The following is a 14,863-nucleotide window of genomic DNA, read 5'->3' on the forward strand; positions in this document are numbered from 1 at the left end:
CCCCGCGCGCCCCGCCACCCCCCCGCCGCCCCGCGCACCCACCGAGCCCGCCCGCGCCGCGCGCGCCCCCCGCGCCGGGCGCGCCCCCCCCCCCCCCCCCACGGCGTCGTCCGTCCCCGGCTGGTACCACTCCACCGTCAGCGTGAGGACCGCTCCTCCGTCGAGCACCATGAGCCGCTCACCGCTCCTCCCGTAGTACCGGTCGAGCAGCGCCCGGTCGCCGAGGCCGGGCACCTCGCGGCGCTCCCCGAGGTCCAGCCGGATCCCCGCGTCGGACCCGGGGCCCGAGGCGAACTCGGCCGCGGGGTCCCGCTCCTTGTGGAGTTCGACCAGCATCCGGGCCCCGTACAGGACGGAGCCCTTCTCGTACCGCATGCCGCTGCGGCAGTACGCCCAGTCCTGCGCGCGGTCCACGCCCTGGCTGGTCTCGGAGCCCTCGAAGGGCCGGCCGACGGCCTGGCCGAGGGTGGTGAACCCGGCCTCCCTGCACAGGTCGGCGGAGTGCCGGTAGTCGATGCGCGGGGTGCCGGTCAGACGGTCCTGCACGGCGAGCGCGCCCGCCCACGCGGCCGAGGCCACCGCCATCCCGCCCAGCGCCCACAGCCACGGCGCGCGCGGGCCCCGTACGCGTGCGCGCCCGCCCACCGCGTCCGGCCGCGCCTCCCCGGGCTCCCCGGCCTCCCCCGCCGGCCCGGCCACGTCCCAGTCCCCGTCCATCTCGGGCTCGCCGATCACTCCGTACCCCCGTTCCGCCCCGTTCCTCCCCCGACTACCCGTGCAAGGCCTTCATCAGGGTGTGCATGTCGTCGATCATGGCAGCCTGGATCGCGTCGGCATCGGGCTCGGGGGGAGCCGCCCGGGGTCCGGTGCCCGCCGCCGCCCCGCCGTCGGCCGGCTCCGCGGCGCCGTCCGCCCACGCCGTCACGTGCAGGGTGAACACCGCGCCCCCGTCGAGCACGGTCAGCCGCCACCACTTCCCGTAGTCCGACTCCGTGATCAGCGCCCGCTCCCCGAGCCCCGGCACCGCGCGCGGGGACGAGCTGCCCTCGCCCAGCCAGCCCGCGGCCCCGGGATCCGCTCCGAACTCCGGCGCGGGATCGGTGAGTTTGTGCAGGGCCACCGAGACCTGGACCTCGTACGAGAGCGCGGGCGCCGCCGCGGGATCCTTCGAGCCGAGCGGTGGTGTGCGCAGCATGCAGAGCGCCTGGTCCACGCCCGGGTGTTCCCACCGGCTCGGGGTGAACTCCCATCCGCGGACCTCGCCCAGCCGGGCCAGTACGGGCAGCTTCGCGTCGACGCACAGGCTCACCGGCACCGCGTACCGCAGCGGCGGCCGGTCGTCCTGCGGGACCAACGCCCACCCCGCGCCCGCCCAGAGCGCGGAGGCGGCCAGCGCCCCGCCCAGTGCCCAGCGCCAGGGCCTGCGGGCCTCCGCGGGCGCGGGCGGCCCCGCCGGCGCTGCCGATCCTGCCGGCGGATCCGGCGGCCCGCCCGGGTCCGCGCGCCGCGGGTCCGCCCACGGGCTCTCCCGGGGGCCGGACCGGATTCCGTCGAACTCAGGCTCCGTTATCACCCTTGCGCGTCTCCCCCGCCTCGTGAAGTGCCTGTCCCAGGGCCGTCGCCCCGTGCGGCCCGGGGCCGACCGGGGGGCGCCCGTGGTGGAACTGCTCGCGGGAGTAGGCCCGCAGGTAGCCGACCACGGTGTTGGTGACGGCGACCAGCGGAACGGCGACGACCGCCCCGCCGATGCCGGCGACCATGCCGCCGGCCGCCACCGACAGCACCACCGCGAGCGGGTGCACGCGTACCGCCCGGCCCAGGATGAACGGTTGGAGCACGTGCCCCTCGATCTGCTGGACCGCCAGGACCACCAGCAGCACCATCAGCCCGATGAACGGCCCCTGGGTCACCAGCGCCACGACCACGGCGAGGGCGCCGGAGATCACGGCGCCCACGAGCGGGATGAAGGCGAACAGGAAGATGAAGACGGCCAGTGGCACGGCCATCGTCACGTCGAGGAAGTACAGCCCGAGACCGATGAAGATGGCGTCGATGAGCGCGACGAGGACCGTGCCCCGCACGTACGCCGTCAGGGTGCGCCAGGCGCGCGGACCGGCACCCGCGACGCCGGGGCGGGCGGCCGCCGGGAGCAGGCCCAGCGTCCAGGTCCAGATGCGCTTGCCGTCGTAGAGCAGGAAGAGCGTGGAGAACATCGCGAGCAGCATGCCCGTCAGCACCTCGACGAGGACCGTCACGCCCTGCAGTCCGGCGGAGGTGATCTGCTCGGTGTTGGTGCCGATGGTCTCGCTGAGGTTCTTCGCGATGTCGTTGATCTGCTTCTCGGTCACGTGGAACGGGCTGTCCAGTGCCGCGAGTTTGAGCTCGTTGATGCCGTCGCGGAGCCGGTCGGAGAGATCGTCCAGGTTCTCCATGACCTGCCAGACCACGAACCAGCCGACCAGTCCGATGACCACGAAGCCGAGGATCGCGGTGACCGCCGTGGCCAGTCCCCGCGGCATGCCGAGGCGGCGCAGGCGGACCACGAACGGCTGGAGCAGGGCCGTGACGAGGAGGGCGGCGGCGAAGGCGAGGATGACCAGGCGGACTTCGCTGATCACCCTCATCAGGATCCAGACCATCCCGGCGAGGAGCAGCAGCCGCCAGCTCGCCTCGGCGGCGACGCGCAGGCCCCACGGGATGACGGCGACCGGGTCGGGGCGCACGGGGACTCCGGGGTGCGCGTGGTGCGCGGCACCTTCGCCGCCGGGCGTCGCGGTGGGCACGGCCTCGGGCGGCGCCGGGCGCACGGGAGGCAGGCCGCCGGAGGCCTCCGCCTCGACCTCGGCCCGCCGCTCGTCGAGCTTCGCCTCCATGCTGCTCAGCTTGTGACCGAGTCTGCCGAGCCAGCCTGTCGATTTCACCATGTCGTTCCCTTCCCCCGCCCCCGCCCCGACCTCCTGCCCGGACACACCGCGAATATGACCGTACACGCGAGGAGCCCCGCACCGTAGGACGGTGCGGGGCTCCTAGAGGTTGAGGTGCGCGGGTGCGTTCCTCGGGCTGTGGCTAGTACCAGCCGTTGTTCTGGTGGAAGCTCCAGGCTCCGCACGGGCTGCCGTAGCGGCCGTTCATGTAGTTCAGACCCCACTCGATCTGGGTGGCGGGGTTGGTGCGCCAGTCGGCACCGGCCGAGGACATCTTCGAACCGGGCAGCGCCTGGACGAGACCGTACGCCCCGGAGGACTTGTTCACGGCCTGGTAGTTCCAGGTGGATTCCTGGTTGATGATGTTGGAGAAGCACTGGAACTGCCCCGCCGGGACCATCTGCTGGGCGATGGCCTTCACCTGGGCGACCGTGTACGAGCCCTGGAGCGCGAAGTCGGATCCGTCGCGGGAGGCGGAACGGCTGGCAGCCTGCTCCTTCTCCTCGCGCTCCTTCTTCGCCTTGTCGTCCGCGGCCTTCTGGGCGTCGGCCTTCTTGGACTTGGCGTCCTGGGCGGCCTGTACGCGGGCGGACTCCTCCGCCGAGCGCTTGGCGTCGACGTCGGCGGCGTGGGCGATGGCGTCGGCCTGCTGCGTCAGGGACGCGTTCTGGACCTGTGCCTGCTCGCCGACCGGAATGTCAGTGAGGAGAGTCGTCCCGGACGCGGTCGTCTCGAGATCGTTCGAGGTGGGGTCGCCAGTGGCAACGCCCACGACTGCGCCGACGGTGGTGACCGCCGTGGCCGAAGCCACTGCGAATCCCCGAACCGAGATCCGGCTCACACGGTGTCCTTCCAGCAGCGTCCGCAGTGACCGCGCGGGCGCAATAGTGCCCTCGACACTGGCCTCCGTGGTGGTGCGGTCACTGGAGACGCGGGCCCGTGGGCAACTCCCTTGCGGGAGTGGCTCGTGATGCTCCGGGCGGCATACGGCGATCGATTGTGGAGTTAGTGGTGCTGCGCGCATCTCACGGGAGATACAGGTGTGCCGTATGCGGGGCCTGACGGAAAACAGACTCTGCCGGACCTCGGCGCCGCAGGGCAATTATCCACTGCGTGGGAAAGGTCACACCTGGGAGGTCGCCGCTGTTTGCGCCAAAGCCCTGTGCACGACGACGCCGCCCGGCTAGGCTCTTGAGCCTTTGCCGGGCGGCGCCAACTCGCCTTCCCGCTATGGGGCTTTTACCCCCTTCGCGACTACAGGTTCTCCAGCATTTCGGTGACCAGCGCGGCGATCGGGGAGCGCTCGGATCGGGTCAGCGTGATGTGCGCGAAGAGCGGATGGCCCTTCAGCTTCTCGACCACGGCGACGACTCCGTCGTACCGGCCGACGCGCAGGTTGTCCCGCTGGGCCACGTCGTGGGTGAGGACCACCCGCGAATTGGCCCCGATCCGGGACAGAACGGTCAGCAGGACGTTGCGCTCCAGCGACTGCGCCTCGTCCACGATCACGAAGGCGTCGTGCAGTGAACGGCCGCGGATGTGCGTGAGCGGCAGGACCTCCAGCATCCCCCGGGTCAGCACCTCCTCGATGACCTCGCGCCCGGCGACCGCCGAGAGGGTGTCGAAGACCGCCTGCGCCCAGGGGCTCATCTTCTCGGAGGCGTCCCCGGGGAGGTAGCCCAGGTCCTGACCGCCGACCGCGTACAGCGGCCGGAAGACCATGACCTTCTGGTGCTGCCTCCGCTCCAGCACGGCCTCCAGGCCCGCGCACAGCGCCAGCGCCGACTTTCCGGTGCCGGCCCGGCCGCCCATCGAGATGATCCCGATCTCGGGGTCGAGGAGGAGGTCGAGCGCGATGCGCTGCTCGGCGCTGCGGCCGTGCAGCCCGAAGGCCTCGCGGTCGCCCCGTACGAGCTTGACGTTGCCGTCGGCCGTGACCCGGCCGAGCGCCTTGCCGCGCTCGGACTGCAGGACGAGTCCCGTGTGCACGGGCAGTTCGGCGGCCTCCGCCACGTACAGGCGCTCCTCCGAGTAGAGGAGGTCCACCTGCTCTCCGGAGAGGGCGATCTCGCTCATGCCGGTCCAGCCGGCGTCCGTGATCGCGAGCTCGGCGCGGTACTCCTCCGCCATCAGCCCCACGGAGGAGGCCTTGATGCGCAGCGGAAGGTCCTTCGAGACGACCGTGACGTCGTATCCCTCGGCCTGCAGGTTGCGCGCGACCGCGAGGATCCGCGAATCGTTGTCCCCCAGCCGGAAGCCCGCGGGCAGGACGCTCGTGTCGGAGTGATTGAGCTCGACGCGCAGGGTGCCGCCCAGATCGCCCAGCGGGATGGGTGCGTCGAGGCGACCGTGGCGGACCCGGAACTCGTCGAGCAGGCGGAGGGCCTGACGGGCGAAGTAGCCGAGTTCGGGATGGTGCCTCTTTGCCTCCAGCTCGGTGATCACCACGATCGGGAGCACGACCTCGTGCTCGTCGAAGCGGGAGATCGCGTTGGGGTCTGCCAGCAGAACGCTGGTGTCGAGGACGTAGGTCCGCCTGTCGGGCAGGCGGCTCTTAGTGCTGGTCACCACGGAAGGACGTACCCCCTCGGAAGAGGTCGGGCCATGAAGACCGGACCGGTCATCGGCACCCATGCGCGGGCCGACTCCCGGCCCTCCACTGCGTCCGTGCGAACCGCACGTGCGTCCTGGTGCAAAGGGCCTCCCGGGCGGACGACCCCATGCCGTCCGCTGAGACTCGATACCCGTGGATCGGGCATCGACCTGCAAGGGGTATTCCCCGTATGGGTCCAGCCATGCCATGGCATATGACGGACGCTCGGTGAATCCCTGGTGAAGGCCTCGCGCCGGGGGTCCCGGGGGGCGGGGAGGGGCGTGCGGGGGCGGGCCGACGGCGCGTGCCGGGGCGTGGTCCGGGCGCGGGAGCGGCGCGGGGGGACTCCGGAGGGATGCCGGGGTGCTCCGGGAAGCCGCAGGTCAGATGCCGTGCGGCGCTGTCCGGGAGGGGTCGGCGGGTGGGTCAGGTGCCGTAGCGCCGGTGGCGGGCGGCGTAGTCGCGCAGGGCGCGCAGGAAGTCGACCTTGCGGAAGGCGGGCCAGAAGACGTCGCAGAAGTAGTACTCGGAGTGCGCGCTCTGCCAGAGCATGAATCCGGACAGCCGCTGCTCGCCGCTGGTGCGGATCACGAGGTCCGGGTCGGGCTGGCCGCGGGTGTAGAGGTGCTCCGCGATGTGGTCGATGTCGAGGATCTCGGCGAGCTCCTCGAAGGAGGTGCCCTTCGACGCGTGCTCCAGCAGGAGGGAGCGGACGGCGTCGGCGATCTCCTGACGGCCGCCGTAGCCGACCGCGACGTTGACGAGTATCCCGTCGACGCCGTGGGTGGCTTCCTCGGCCTCCTTCAGGACGTTCTGCGTCCCGGCGGGCAGGATGTCGAGGTTGCCGACGTGGTGGACGCGCCAGCGGCCGTCGGCGGCGAGGCCCCGTACGGTGTTCTCGATGATGTTGAGCAGCGGGCGGAGCTCGACCTCGGGCCGGTCCAGGTTGTCCGTGGAGAGCATCCACAGGGTGACGACCTCGACGTCCGTCTCGGTGCACCAGCCCAGCATCTCGGAGATCTTGTCGGCCCCGGCCTGGTGGCCCTGTTCCGTGGTACCTCCGGACGCCTTCGCCCAGCGGCGGTTCCCGTCCAGAATGACGCCGATGTGCTTGGGCGCCGCGTCATGGTCGAGGCGGCCTTCCACCCGGCGTGCGTAGAGCCTGTACACCAGGTCGCGCAGCTTCACGATCTTCCAGCCCCTCCGAGCAATGCCCCCGTGCGAAATGCGGTCCCCCGAATCCGCCACATTACTGCGCGGCGGGATCCGGCTTCCAACTCGGTCGTGTCACAAGTCCGTGATAGGGAGGACATCGTGACTGAAAACAATCCCTATCGGGCAGAGCCCTCGCGCTACGACTCCATGGAGTACCGGCGCACCGGCCGCAGCGGCCTCAAGCTCCCCGCGATCTCGCTGGGCCTCTGGCACAACTTCGGCGACGACAAGTCCCTGGAGTCCCAGCGGGCGATCCTGCGCCGTGCCTTCGACCTCGGCGTCACCCACTTCGACCTGGCCAACAACTACGGCCCGCCCCCCGGCTCGGCCGAGCTCAACTTCGGCAAGATCTTCGCGCAGGACTTCGCGTCCCACCGCGAGGAGCTGGTGCTCTCCACCAAGGCCGGCTACCTGATGCACGACGGTCCGTACGGCGAGTGGGGCAGCCGCAAGTACCTGCTCGGGTCGCTGGACGCCTCGCTGAAGCGGATGGGCGTCGACTACGTCGACATCTTCTACTCGCACCGCTTCGACCCGGACACCCCGCTGGAGGAGACCATGGGCGCGCTGGCGTCCGCGGTGCAGCAGGGCAAGGCGCTGTACGTGGGCGTGTCCTCCTACACGGCGGAGCAGACCGCCGAGGCGGCGCGGATCCTGCGCGAGATGGGCGTCCGCCCGCTCATCCACCAGCCCTCCTACTCCATGATCAACCGCTGGACGGAGGAGGACGGCCTGCTGGACACCCTGGAGGAGGCCGGCATGGGCTGCATCTCCTTCGTGCCGCTCGCCCAGGGACTGCTGACCGGCAAGTACCTCCAGGGCATTCCGGAGGGCTCGCGGGCCACGCAGGGCAAGTCCCTGAACCCGGACCTGCTCTCGGACGAGGTCCTGCGCCGGCTGAAGGGCCTGAACGAGGTCGCGGCACGGCGCGGGCAGAGCCTGGCGCAGCTCGCGCTGAACTGGGTGCTGCGGGACGAGCGGATGACCTCGGCGCTGATCGGCGCGTCGAGCGTGAAGCAGCTCGAGGAGAACGTGGCTTCCCTGTCCGGAGGGCCGCTCTCGGATCAGGAGCTGAAGGAGATCGACTCCTTCGCGGTATCCACCCCCGGCGCCAACATCTGGGCCCAGCAAGGCTGACCTGCGGCTTTGCCTCCGGCCCCCGGAGAACAAAAAACGGGCCGGTCCGTGGGGGGGATACGGACCGGCCCGAGGGGGGGGTTCCACCATAACCCTTCGTAAAGCCTGCTGCGTGCATTGCGGCGAAATGACTACGCTCCGAATTCATCCGGCCGCACTGCGCTGAGCCCTCGGCGCCCTCGAAGCGGTCCCCCAACAGCCCCGGAGCCCTTGCGGGGACTGGGCCGGGGCCCGTACGGACCACCGGCGCCGCACGTCCGGGGGCCACCCTCCGCCGTACCCCCCAGGAGGGACCCCCGGACGCGCGCCGCCTTGACGCCCGACGCCCTACTCTGGCCGGCATGGGGATCAGGGGGCACTGGCGCGACGGCGGGGCGACGCTGGACGTCGCCCCGGCGGGCGGCCCGGCGGCGGGGACGGCCCGGGATGCGGCTGCGGGGACGGCCGCGGGGACGGCGGGGCCCCCGGCCGAGGTGCCCGTGGAGGTCGCGGCCTCGTACAGGGCCCGGACGCGCGGGCTGCTCGGACGGGACGGCATCGAAGGGGCCATGCTGCTCACCCCGGCCGCGAGCGTCCACACCTTCCGGATGCGCTTCGCCATCGACGTGGCCTACCTGGACCGGCACCTCGAGGTCATCGCGCTGACCACCATGGCCCCCGGCCGGCTGGGCCTCCCGCGCCCGCGCGCCCGGCACGTCCTGGAGGCCGAGGCGGGCGCCATGGCCTCCTGGGGGCTGCGCGTGGGGTCCGTCCTGCGGCTCCGGCCCGACTCGCGCTAGGCGCGGTCCCCCGCCGGCGGTAGGTTGGGGCGGTTGAGCTGGGGTGGCAGGGGAGCGGTATGACCGAGAACGCGCGCGTCAAAGCGCTGGAGCAGATCATGCCGGCGACCCACGGAGCCGACGAGGACATCGACTGGCAGGCGGCCGAAACCGTCTGGGGCCACGCCTTCCCCTCCGATTTCGTCGCCTTCATGGGCCGCTTCGGCGCGGGCTCGATCAACGGCGAGGCGAGCGTGCTGCTGCCGCTGCCCAAGCCCGGCCTCCAGTGGGCCCCGGCGCAGATGGCTGAGGAGACCGCCAACGCCCGCCAGGCCTGGGAGGCGGAGGGCGGCCGCGCCGCCCTCGACGTGGACCCCGGGTCGATCCTCGCCTGGGGCGTCACGGGCGGCTCCGACATCCTGTGCTGGCTCACGGCCGACCCGGACCCGGACCGCTGGCCCGTCCTGGTGGTCGGCCAGCACACCGCCGACCCCTTCGCGGTGTACCCGTACGGCATGGCCGAGTTCCTCTACCGCCTATGCTCCGACGAGTTCGACGTGAGCCCCGTCGGCATCACCTTCTGGGACGGCGGCCACCTCAGCTTCGTGCACTGGCAGAAGGCCCAGCGCCGCTGGCAGGAGGGCCGCAACCCCGAGACGGGCGAGCCCGATCCGTACGCGGGCGACTTCGCGGACTGACGCGCTCCGCGCTCCGCCGCCCCGCGCCCCGCACTCCGCCCCACGCCCCGCGCACCGCCCCCGGCGCACCCGACCCGTTCCGCGGCCCTCCCCCGGCCGGAAACGGGCGTTTCGGCATGTCTACGCGCGTCCGCTTTACCGATCACATATCGGAAAACACCAGCCGGAAAAGCCGCAGTTGGAGCATTGACCACAAGTGCCGACCCAATGGAACCAATCACCCTTCCACAGGAGAGAATTCCGGCCAACGGGCCACTGTGGGACACGACAGCCCGGAGCAACTCATAAGTAACAACAGAACTCAAAAGAAATTCAGGGGAATACGCCCGTGCGAAGAAGAATCTTCGGCACGGCCGCCACCGCGGTCGTGCTCGGCCTGCTGATACCGCTCGCCGGATGCGGTTCCGGGGGAAGCGGTGCAGATGACAGCGGTACGCTGCACCTCGTCGCCGCCGAATACGGTGACGGCCCGGCCAACAGTTCCAAAGCGTTCTGGGACAAGGCGACCGCCGATTTCACCGCCGCCAACCCCGGCATCAAGGTCGAGGTGAAGCTGCTGCCGTGGGCCGACATCGACCGCGAAGTCTCTCGTATGGTCAAGGCCGGCAAGGCGCCGGACATGGCCCTCATGGGGGCTTATTCGGACTTCGCCGCACAGGGCAAGCTGTATTCCGCGAGCGAGCTCTTCTCGATCACCGCCGAGGCGAACTTCCTCCAGCCGCTCGCCGAGGCCGGCTCCGTCCACAACACCCTCTACGGCCTGCCCTTCGTGGCGAGCAGCCGCCTCCTCTTCTACAACGAGGCCCTGTTCGCGCAGGCGGGCATCAAGAGCGCCCCCAAGACGTGGGGGGACCTCAAGGCCGCCGCCAAGGCGCTCAAGGACAAGGGCGTGAAGTACCCGTACGCGATGCCCCTGGGCCCGGAGGAGGCGCACGCCGAGGCGATGATCTGGGAGCTCAGCAACGGCGGCGGGTACGCCGACAACAGCGGGAACTACAGCCTGGCCTCCGAGCAGAACATCCACACCTTCAAGTGGATCAAGGAGAACCTGGTCGCCCCCGGGCTGCTCGGCCCCACCCGGCCGTCCCAGCTCAACCGGGCCGACGCCTTCGCCGCGTTCACGCGCGGCGAGGTCGGCATGCTCAACGGCTACCCCTCGCTCGCCCACGAGGCGCGCGCCAAGGGCATCGGGGTCGCCGCCGTCGCGATGCCCGTCTCGGACGGCCTGGGCTCCGGGGAGACCCCGCCGACGGTGGGCGTGGCCGACTGGATGATGGCGTTCAAGCAGAACGGCCACCGCGAGGAGATCGGCAGGTTCCTCAGCTTCATCTACCAGGACAAGACCCTGTCGGACTTCGCCGGCCGCTACCACCTGCTGCCGTCCACCACCACCGCCTCGCGCGCGCTGGCCGGCGGAGGCCTGGACAAGAACGACGAGCAGTTCCTGAGCGCCCTGCGCGTCGCCCAGCTCTACCCGGTCAACGACCCGTCCTGGGTGACGGTCAGCGACACCGTCAAGCGCAACATCGGGCGGGCCGTGGACCCGGGCGGCGACCCGAAGGCCGTCCTGGAGGAGATCGCCCTGAAGGCCCGCGAGGACTCCAAGAACCACTGACGGGCCCCGCCCCGGCCCCTCCGCCCCCTGCTGTGCCCTGCCGCGCCCCACCTCGCGCGGCGCCCCGGCCGTCCGGCCCTCGACCCGAGGCCGTCGGCCCGCCCGCCTGCCCGCCGCGCGCCCACGAGGCGCCGCGCCGGCCGGGCGCCTTCGTCCATGACTAGCTCGCGCCCTGGTTCTCGGGGGTGAAGGCCGTGCGGTACTGCTCGCAGCTGGAGTCCCAGGGGAGGGAGCCGGTGAGGGTGCCGTAGCCGGTGCGCGTGAGCGACCACTCCACCGTGTAGGTGCCCGTGTCGCACGCGATGCGCTGGCCGCCCGGGACCTTCGTACGGCCCGTCGCGGGCCGGCCGGTCAGCTCCTGGTGGACCTCGGCGGCCTTGGCGCGGCGCGCGTCGCGCAGCACCGCGTGCACGACGATCGGGTGCTTGCCGTCCTTGGTCGTCAGGACCTTCTTGACCCCCTGCGAGTCCGCCACCGACCACGCGAACTCGTACCCCGGCTCCCAGGCGAGGGTCTTCGGGTCGGGGACCTTGCGCGCGTAGGATTCGGCGCCCTTGGGGCCGGGGCGGGTGACCGTCTTGTACCGGATGCCGGGCTGGAAGCGGAACTGCGCCTCCACCTTGTGCATGTCGTCCTTGGTCCACATCGACTTCATCGCCTTCTCCCCTCCGCTCGGGTCCTGGAGGTACGACGCGCCGTCCGCGGCGGTGGCGGCGCCCTGACCGAGGACCGGGGCGAGGGCCGCGGCGGCGGTGGCGAGGGCGAGGGCGGCGATGCGGGTGGGCTTCATGCCCGGTCCAACGGGGCCCTCCGGCGGGCCGGAACGACGCGGGGTGGCCTTTCACCCGTACGAGGTCCGGAATACCCCGTGCTCGTGGGCGTGTTGGCGTGTCCGGAAGCGGATCGACGGACCACGTCCGCGCACACCAGGGGGAACGCATGAGGGTGGATGTCAACGGCACGGTGGCGGCGGGCTGGGAGCCGGTGCGCGAGGAGTTCGAGGCCTTCGTGGCGGCCGAGCCGGTCTCGCCGGAGGCGCAGTTGGCGGTGTACCACCGCGGCCGGCGGGTCGTCGACCTGTGGGCGGCCGAGGACACCGGTGCGGACACCCTGAGCGGGGTCTTCTCGATCACCAAGGGCGCGGCCCACCTCGTCGTCGCCCTGCTCGCGCAGGACGGCGTACTGGAGCTGGACCGGCCGGTGTCGGCGTACTGGCCGGAGTTCACCGGGGAGGGCAAGGAACGGCTGACGGTGCGGCAGCTGGTCGCGCACCAGGCCGGGCTGATCAACACCGGAGCGGGCTTCGACTACGAGGAGATCGCGGACGACGCGCTGATCGCGGCGCGGCTGGCCGGCCAGAAGCCGTACTGGGAGCCGGGGACCGCGTACGGCTACCACGCCTTCGTGATCGGCGCGCTGACCGGCGAGGTCGTGCGGCGGGCCACCGGGCGCTCGCTCCAGGAGGTCTACGAGGAGCGGATCCGCGCGCCGTTCGGCCTCGACCTGTACATGGGGCTCCCCGAGGCGCTCGGGGACCGCTGGAAGCCGGTCCTGGACACCGTGCTGACGCCGGCCCAGGCCGCGTTGCGCGCGGCGGGCGCGGCGCACGCGCCGGAGCTGCTGCCGGTGGCGTTCAACTGGCACCGGAACCCTCCGATGGACCTGGTCGCCTTCGCCAACCACCCGCGGGTGCGGGCCCTCGGCCCCGCCTCGGCGGGCGGGACCGGCTCCGCGCGGGGCGTCGCCGCCCTGTACGCGGCCGCGATCGGCGTCCTCGACGGCCGGCCCGCGCTGCTGAGCCCGCGCACGGCCGCCGAGGTGGCCCGGCCGCACGGGGCGGAGCTGGGCCCGGACCGGGTGACGGCCGAGACCGACCACTTCGCCCTGGGTTTCGAGCAGCAGCCCGCGGCCGGCCCGGCGGCCTTCGGCCACTCGGGCGCCGCGGGCGGCCAGGGCTTCGCCGATCCGGCGACGGGCGTCGCGTACGGCTACACCCGCCGTCGCTTCGGCTTCCCGGGCGGCCTGGCGTACGAGAACGCGGCCCTGACGGCGGCGGTGATGAAGGCGGCGGCGAACGCCGGGCCGGGCGAGCCGGGCGAGCCGGGCGGGGTCGGCCGGGATTGACCGGACGGGGGCGGCCGGGCGGGGATGCGTCGGGCGGGCCGTCAGCTCGCGGTCCGGGGCGGCCGGTCGGGCTGGTCCGGTCGGTGCGGCCGATCCCGACCGGCTTCGGCCGCCTCCGGGCGGCTACGCCTGACCGGTCTCGAACCGGCCGATCCGTCCGCCGCCGGCGACGGTGAAGCGCCAGGCGGTGCGCATCGAACCCCAGGTGTCGTTGCGGTAGTCGACGACGAGGGCGCGCCCTCCCTCGGACTCGGACACGACGTCCATGTGGCCGTTGACGGAGAAGATCTCCTTGTCGGCCCAGGAGTCGAGGTCCCGGTCCGACCCGTCGTCGGACATGGTCGCGCCCCCGGCCAGGGCGGCGGCGAAGGCGTTCCGGTCCCCCGCGTTGACGGCCCGGACGAAGGCACGGACGGCGGAGTCGGACAGCTGGTCGGGGGCGATCACCGGGGCCTCCTGGGGCGGTCGTACGGGGCGCGTGCGCGGACGGGCCGGGCGCGGCACCACCGTACGGCCGGACCGGGAGCGCGGGCCGCATCTCGGCCCGACGGCCGACGGCGTGTCAGGCGCTGGGGCCGGTGATCACCGGGAAGCCGGTGGGCCGGCCCTGTTCCTTCAGCCAGGCCAGGACCCGGTCGAGGGCGTCGACGGTCTGGGAGCGGTTGCCGCCGCCGTCGTGGAAGAGGATGGTCGGACCGTTGCCGATCTCCGACTTGACGGTGTGGAAGATCGCGGCGGCCCCGGGCTTGCTGAAGTCCTTGCTGTCGATGTTCCAGCCGAGCGGCCGCATGCCGTGGGCGGCGGCCAGGGCGCGGCTCTCGGGGGTGAACGCGCCGCCGGGGGCCCGGTAGTACTCCACCTTGGTCCCGCCGCCCGCGGCCTCCTCGATCAGCTTCTTCGCTTCGAGGATCTGCTGCTCCTGGTAGGCGAGGGGCTTCTCGGCCATGCCCGTGTCGTGGTCCATGGCGTGGTCGCAGAGGCGGTTGCCCTCCGCCACGACCCTCTTGACGAGATCGGGATGGGCCTTGGCCTGCGGGCCGGTCATGCAGAAGGTCGCCTTCACGTCGTACCTCTTCAGCACGTCGAGCACCTTCGGGGTCCACATGGGGTCCGGGCCGTCGTCGATGGTGATGTTGACCGCGTTGCCGCCGCTCTCCGACGCGTGGGCTATGCCGTCGGGGACCTGCCTCGGATTCCCGGGCGCCTGCGGGTCGGTGGCGCCGGCGCCGTTCGCGGGATCGTCCGTCTGCCGGGAGGCGTTCCCCCGGTCACCGTCGTGGCCCGGTTCGGCGAGGGCCGTCACGGCCCACACCGTTCCCGCCACCGCCACGGCCGCCGCGCCGACGGCTATTCGGGCCCGTATGCCCTGCGTCTGCGTGCGTGTGCGCGCCATGAACCCCATGTGTTGTCTCAACTCCCTATTAGACGTCCGCCGTGCGAGCTCGCACTGGTCAGGACGTCCCCCACGGATGAGAAGTTCCAGCCGAATGGCCCATAAATTCCGTGTTGCACAATTTTGGTACTTGATCGTCAGGAACTCGTCCCGGCCGAGAACCGGGCGCCCCGACCGGCCGGCCGCGGCGCGTTCCGCCCGAAGTCCGCCGTGCGGCGCGGAAGTTCGCCATCCGCGCGCAGGGCAATCGCCCCCGGGGTCCCGCTCCTCGCCCTGCTCGCGCCGCCGGTGGGCCCGGCGCCGGGTACGCGAAAACGGGCCCGGGGGGCCCGCGTGCCGGGCGGTGGCGCGCGCCGGGGGCGGGCGCGGCGGGGGGGGGGGTGGGGGTGTCGGGAGAGTAGCCCCC

The 14,863-nt window shown here is 72.1% G+C and carries 14 protein-coding genes; 5 read left to right on the top strand and 9 right to left on the bottom strand.

Annotated features, from left to right (window positions below):
- The 6 genes from ACWF9Z_RS04630 to ACWF9Z_RS04655 form a co-directional block, all read right to left on the bottom strand.
- Positions 1–735 (bottom strand): hypothetical protein (locus ACWF9Z_RS04630; RefSeq protein ID WP_453597415.1); only part of this gene is annotated, 735 nt, incomplete at its 3' end.
- Positions 736–769: 34 nt separating this feature from the next.
- Entirely contained in the window at positions 770–1,573 is an 804-nt protein-coding gene (locus tag ACWF9Z_RS04635; protein WP_453597417.1) for a hypothetical protein, read from the bottom strand.
- Positions 1,557–2,924, bottom strand: coding sequence for an AI-2E family transporter (locus tag ACWF9Z_RS04640; protein ID WP_453597419.1), 1,368 nt, complete (start codon positions 2,922–2,924; stop codon positions 1,557–1,559). The genes ACWF9Z_RS04635 and ACWF9Z_RS04640 overlap by 17 nt, the downstream gene beginning before the upstream one ends.
- A 142-nt stretch (positions 2,925–3,066) precedes the next feature.
- Positions 3,067–3,765: an aggregation-promoting factor C-terminal-like domain-containing protein gene (locus ACWF9Z_RS04645; RefSeq protein ID WP_453597421.1), complete on the bottom strand. Its 699-nt coding sequence runs from the start codon at positions 3,763–3,765 to the stop codon at positions 3,067–3,069.
- A 413-nt stretch (positions 3,766–4,178) separates the two neighbouring features.
- Complete coding sequence (locus ACWF9Z_RS04650) at positions 4,179–5,495, bottom strand: PhoH family protein (RefSeq protein WP_453597423.1); 1,317 nt, start codon at positions 5,493–5,495, stop codon at positions 4,179–4,181.
- Between the two features lie 448 nt (positions 5,496–5,943).
- On the bottom strand, positions 5,944–6,705 hold the full coding sequence (locus ACWF9Z_RS04655; protein WP_453597425.1) for an isoprenyl transferase: 762 nt from the start codon (positions 6,703–6,705) through the stop codon (positions 5,944–5,946).
- Between the two features lie 126 nt (positions 6,706–6,831).
- Between ACWF9Z_RS04655 and mgrA the strand changes: the two genes are divergently transcribed.
- The 4 genes from mgrA to ACWF9Z_RS04675 all read left to right on the top strand — a co-directional run bounded on the left by mgrA (position 6,832) and on the right by ACWF9Z_RS04675 (position 10,940).
- Positions 6,832–7,869 carry an L-glyceraldehyde 3-phosphate reductase gene (gene mgrA, locus ACWF9Z_RS04660; protein WP_453597427.1) on the top strand — a complete coding sequence of 346 codons (1,038 nt, stop codon included), beginning with the start codon at positions 6,832–6,834 and terminating at the stop codon, positions 7,867–7,869.
- A 341-nt stretch (positions 7,870–8,210) separates the two neighbouring features.
- Positions 8,211–8,648, top strand: coding sequence for a DUF192 domain-containing protein (locus tag ACWF9Z_RS04665; protein WP_453597429.1), 438 nt, complete (start codon positions 8,211–8,213; stop codon positions 8,646–8,648).
- 59 nt (positions 8,649–8,707) lie between these two features.
- A complete protein-coding gene (locus tag ACWF9Z_RS04670; protein ID WP_453597431.1) occupies positions 8,708–9,325 on the top strand; it encodes an SMI1/KNR4 family protein in 618 nt (205 codons plus the stop codon).
- A gap of 328 nt (positions 9,326–9,653) precedes the next feature.
- The gene (locus tag ACWF9Z_RS04675; protein WP_453597433.1) at positions 9,654–10,940 is read left to right on the top strand and encodes an extracellular solute-binding protein; all 1,287 of its coding nucleotides are present in this window, start codon (positions 9,654–9,656) and stop codon (positions 10,938–10,940) included.
- Positions 10,941–11,100: 160 nt separating this feature from the next.
- Here ACWF9Z_RS04675 and ACWF9Z_RS04680 read toward each other — a convergent pair whose 3' ends face one another.
- Complete coding sequence (locus ACWF9Z_RS04680; protein ID WP_453597434.1) at positions 11,101–11,730, bottom strand: hypothetical protein; 630 nt, start codon at positions 11,728–11,730, stop codon at positions 11,101–11,103.
- Between the two features lie 149 nt (positions 11,731–11,879).
- On the opposite strand from ACWF9Z_RS04680, the gene ACWF9Z_RS04685 reads away from it, so the two are divergent.
- The gene (locus ACWF9Z_RS04685) at positions 11,880–13,064 is read left to right on the top strand and encodes a serine hydrolase domain-containing protein (protein WP_453597436.1); all 1,185 of its coding nucleotides are present in this window, start codon (positions 11,880–11,882) and stop codon (positions 13,062–13,064) included.
- Between the two features lie 123 nt (positions 13,065–13,187).
- On the opposite strand, the gene ACWF9Z_RS04690 is transcribed toward ACWF9Z_RS04685, so the two are convergent.
- Both ACWF9Z_RS04690 and ACWF9Z_RS04695 read right to left on the bottom strand, forming a co-directional pair.
- A complete protein-coding gene (locus ACWF9Z_RS04690) occupies positions 13,188–13,511 on the bottom strand; it encodes a nuclear transport factor 2 family protein (protein WP_453597438.1) in 324 nt (107 codons plus the stop codon).
- 115 nt (positions 13,512–13,626) lie between these two features.
- On the bottom strand, positions 13,627–14,457 hold the full coding sequence (locus ACWF9Z_RS04695) for a polysaccharide deacetylase family protein (protein ID WP_453597440.1): 831 nt from the start codon (positions 14,455–14,457) through the stop codon (positions 13,627–13,629).
- Positions 14,458–14,863: the final 406 nt, after the last annotated feature.

Source organism: Streptomyces sp. NPDC054961, assembly GCF_053609145.1.

Excerpts from the sequence above, each read along its gene's own strand:
- ACWF9Z_RS04640 (WP_453597419.1), bottom strand. The coding sequence starts at position 2,924 with ATGGTGAAATCGACAGGCTGGCTCGGCAGACTCGGTCACAAGCTGAGC.
- ACWF9Z_RS04665 (WP_453597429.1), top strand. The coding sequence starts at position 8,211 with ATGGGGATCAGGGGGCACTGGCGCGACGGCGGGGCGACGCTGGACGTC.
- ACWF9Z_RS04670 (WP_453597431.1), top strand. The coding sequence starts at position 8,708 with ATGACCGAGAACGCGCGCGTCAAAGCGCTGGAGCAGATCATGCCGGCG.
- ACWF9Z_RS04680 (WP_453597434.1), bottom strand. The coding sequence starts at position 11,730 with ATGAAGCCCACCCGCATCGCCGCCCTCGCCCTCGCCACCGCCGCCGCG.
- ACWF9Z_RS04685 (WP_453597436.1), top strand. The coding sequence starts at position 11,880 with ATGAGGGTGGATGTCAACGGCACGGTGGCGGCGGGCTGGGAGCCGGTG.
- ACWF9Z_RS04695 (WP_453597440.1), bottom strand. The coding sequence starts at position 14,457 with ATGGCGCGCACACGCACGCAGACGCAGGGCATACGGGCCCGAATAGCC.